3 protein-coding genes are annotated in these 2997 nt (G+C 37.3%); all 3 read left to right on the top strand.

Annotated features, from left to right (window positions below; all coding sequences use genetic code 11):
• Nucleotides 1-872 (top strand): S41 family peptidase (locus PLH43_RS13430; protein ID WP_324363955.1); only part of this gene is annotated, 872 nt, incomplete at its 5' end.
• Nucleotides 873-1056: 184 nt separating this feature from the next.
• Entirely contained in the window at nt 1057-2148 is a 1092-nt protein-coding gene (locus PLH43_RS13425) for a hypothetical protein (protein ID WP_324363952.1), read from the top strand.
• A gap of 4 nt (nt 2149-2152) precedes the next feature.
• A complete protein-coding gene (locus PLH43_RS13420; RefSeq protein WP_324363950.1) occupies nt 2153-2683 on the top strand; it encodes a metalloprotease family protein in 531 nt (176 codons plus the stop codon).
• Nucleotides 2684-2997: the final 314 nt, after the last annotated feature.

Raw genomic sequence — 2997 nt, 5'->3', positions numbered from 1 at the left:
CCCAAAAGGCTGCAAAAATATCTGCCGACAACGAAGCCGTAACCTACCTTCAATCAGTGCTTGACAAGCAAAAGCTTTCTAAAGCGGAGAGAATAGTTGACTTTGTCAAAAACAATTACTTATACTATGACAAAATAACAAACTTTGACGCCCTTGCAAACGAATTTATAGCTAAAGGCGAAGTTAGTGTAAATGATATATGCAAATTTATAGACAGCATAAGGCAGAAAAATGACATGTTTACCTTTGTAATTTATGGGGACGAATACGATCTGGTAAAATATGAGGAAAGTATTTCCCAAGTGTCTTCACGGCAACTTGAACCAAACATGCATTATATTAAGATTAATTCCTTTACTCCAAGTGTCAGCTGGGAATTTAAAGAAATAATTGACTCAATTGAAAATCCTGAGGAAAAAGTTTTAATTATTGATCTCAGGGACAACTTAGGAGGGGTTACATCTTCGTCCAACGACATATTGGACTATCTTTTGCCTGCATGTACTACAAGCTACATTGTCTATAGAGACGGATACATGTATCCTTACTATTCCGATGCCGCCCAAATAAAGTTTAAGAAAATTCTTGTTCTGGTCAATGAGTATTCTGCAAGCAGCTCGGAAATTCTTGCCCTTGGCCTTAAGAAGCACCTGAGCAATGTTGTCATAATCGGCCATCCAACGGTGGGTAAAGGCGTCGGACAACTGGCTTACGAAGACAAAGCCAAAAAATACATGATTTATTTGGTAAGCTTCTATTGGAACGTCATGGAAGAAAACATCATGGAAAAAAAAATTGTGCCCGATATATATGTAAACGGCTCCAGTGATACCGCATACATAAACGAAGCAAAGCGCCAAGCGTCAAAGTAATCTCGGTTATTGAAATCATGGTTGTTTTATGTTATATTCATATTATATTAGATGGTAATAGTAACATGTTCACAGTATTGTCTTCTGCAAGCGATCTATATTATGCAAAAATTACCGTACTTACTCATTCACTTAAAGCCTCTTCACATTGTTACCTATTACAACTTATTTTAGGGGGAATTATATGGAGCAAAATTATGAAAACCAGGATTTCAACTCCGGTATACATGTAGATGATAAGCTTGAAGTAAAAAAAGGGTGCCAATGCTGTTCAAACCCCGATATTGAGGAAGGTTACAATGTTGATTTATGCTCAGATTGCAGAAAAAAGCTTTCAAAACGTCCCTTTCCTTTATGGATAAAGATTTTTTCTTTAATTATACTTGCTGCAACCGTTTTTTCTATTGTACGACTTCCTTCTGTCGTAAGCAGTGCTGTCGCTTTTAACAGGGGCGAAAAGGCTGCAAAAGAAAAAAATTATATTACAGCAGTCAAGGAGTATACGAAGGCAGCAGAGAAATACTCCGATTCCACTCTGGTACTTGCCAGACTGTTTCTTGCCAAGTATTATAACTTGCAAATTGACGAAGCTTACGACACTTTTGCCCTTATATCCGGAAGAGAATCGGATTCGGATTTGGTGGAAACGGTAAATTCAATATACACAAAAATTAAGACTTATTACTATCCTCAAAGCAACAGTTTTTACACCCTTCTGATAGAATATAGTGATAATACCGAAATACTTGTAGAAGCAATTACCGAATATTTAGACTATTATCCTGGTGATGTTTGCGCAACCTATTATCTCGCAGACAAAAAATTTGAACTCGGAATGTATGATGAAGCTGAGCAGCTTATAGGTGGAGTTGTTGCCCAATATGACGATTTTTACTTCGGTCACCTTCTTCTCGCCGAAATATACTGCGAAAAAGGAGACTATAACAAATCTGTGCAACACTGCTTGAAGGTTTTGGCGGACAACCAGCAAAACACTGCTGCTTTAGGATACTATGTAAGGGCCGAACTCAAACTTGGAGATGTCAAGAAAGGGTTGGAGCTTGCTACCAAAACATATAATCTCGATAAAACCAATCCCCTTTCAATAGCCAATATGGCTTTGGCATACCATTATAATAACATGACAAAAGAAAGAGACGAAATGTTTGAATCGTTTAAAAACGGCACATACAAAGATGCTTACACAATTAATTTGCTCACTTCCATATTCAACGGCGAATTGGAGTGGAGAAAACAAGTTTCGGAGGAGAATTGATTTTATGCTAATACCAGGTATTGTTATATCAGCTCTGACTTTTCCCGGAGTAATAGTACATGAAATGGCACATCAGTTGTTCTGCCGGCTCTCAAAGGTCGCAGTTTTGGATGTACGCTATTTTCAGCTGAAGAATCCCAGCGGATATGTTATACATGAAGTACCCAAAAAGTCTTGGCAAAATATTCTTATAGGCATAGGTCCGTTTATTATAAACACACTTGTCGGTGCTGTTATAGCTTCAGGTGCTTCCATTCCGGTTTTTAAATTTGACAGTCCTGATATATTTGACATAATATTGATCTGGTTGGGAGTATCCATAGCTATGCACTCTTTCCCAAGCACGGGTGATGCTGCCAACATATGGAAATCAGTAAAAGATCCCTCTACGCCTATTCTTGTAAAAATCCTTACAGCACCTTTGGTGGGATTGATTTATCTGTGTGCCCTGGGCTCAGTCGTATGGCTGGATTTGCTTTACGGTATTGCAGTAGCACTGCTTATTCCAAATGTTTTGATATCGCTTGTTGCCTAAAGTAAAAAAAATATCATTCCAATATAGAAAGAGGCTCAATAACGAGCCTCTTCTCTACTTTCTAACCTTCATGCTTTCATACCTTCATACCAAACTATTTTGACTTCTTAGGCAAATGTCAATCCTTTTGCTACTATATTATTTCGGTAGCAATTAAAATTATTATGGGGTTTAAATCAAAAATTTTTAGTATTTTTGGTCTTTTTACATTTCTATTCTCTTTCTACGTTTTTTGTGCTTTTCCATTCTGTCAGTTTGAAACCTGAATTTTGCAGTTAGAAGAGGGAAAAAGAGCCCATAACCACGCTAAAATA

Source organism: Acetivibrio sp., from assembly GCF_035371925.1.
In the GTDB taxonomy this organism is placed as follows: Bacteria; Bacillota; Clostridia; order Acetivibrionales; family Acetivibrionaceae; genus Hungateiclostridium.
Note: the sequence above shows the minus strand (reverse complement) of the source record. Positions and strands in the feature narration are given on the sequence as shown.

What these genes read in the sequence shown, in the direction of transcription:
- PLH43_RS13425 (WP_324363952.1), top strand. Translation starts at nt 1,057, where the DNA reads ATGGAGCAAAATTATGAAAACCAGGATTTCAACTCCGGTATACATGTA.
- PLH43_RS13420 (WP_324363950.1), top strand. Translation starts at nt 2,153, where the DNA reads ATGCTAATACCAGGTATTGTTATATCAGCTCTGACTTTTCCCGGAGTA.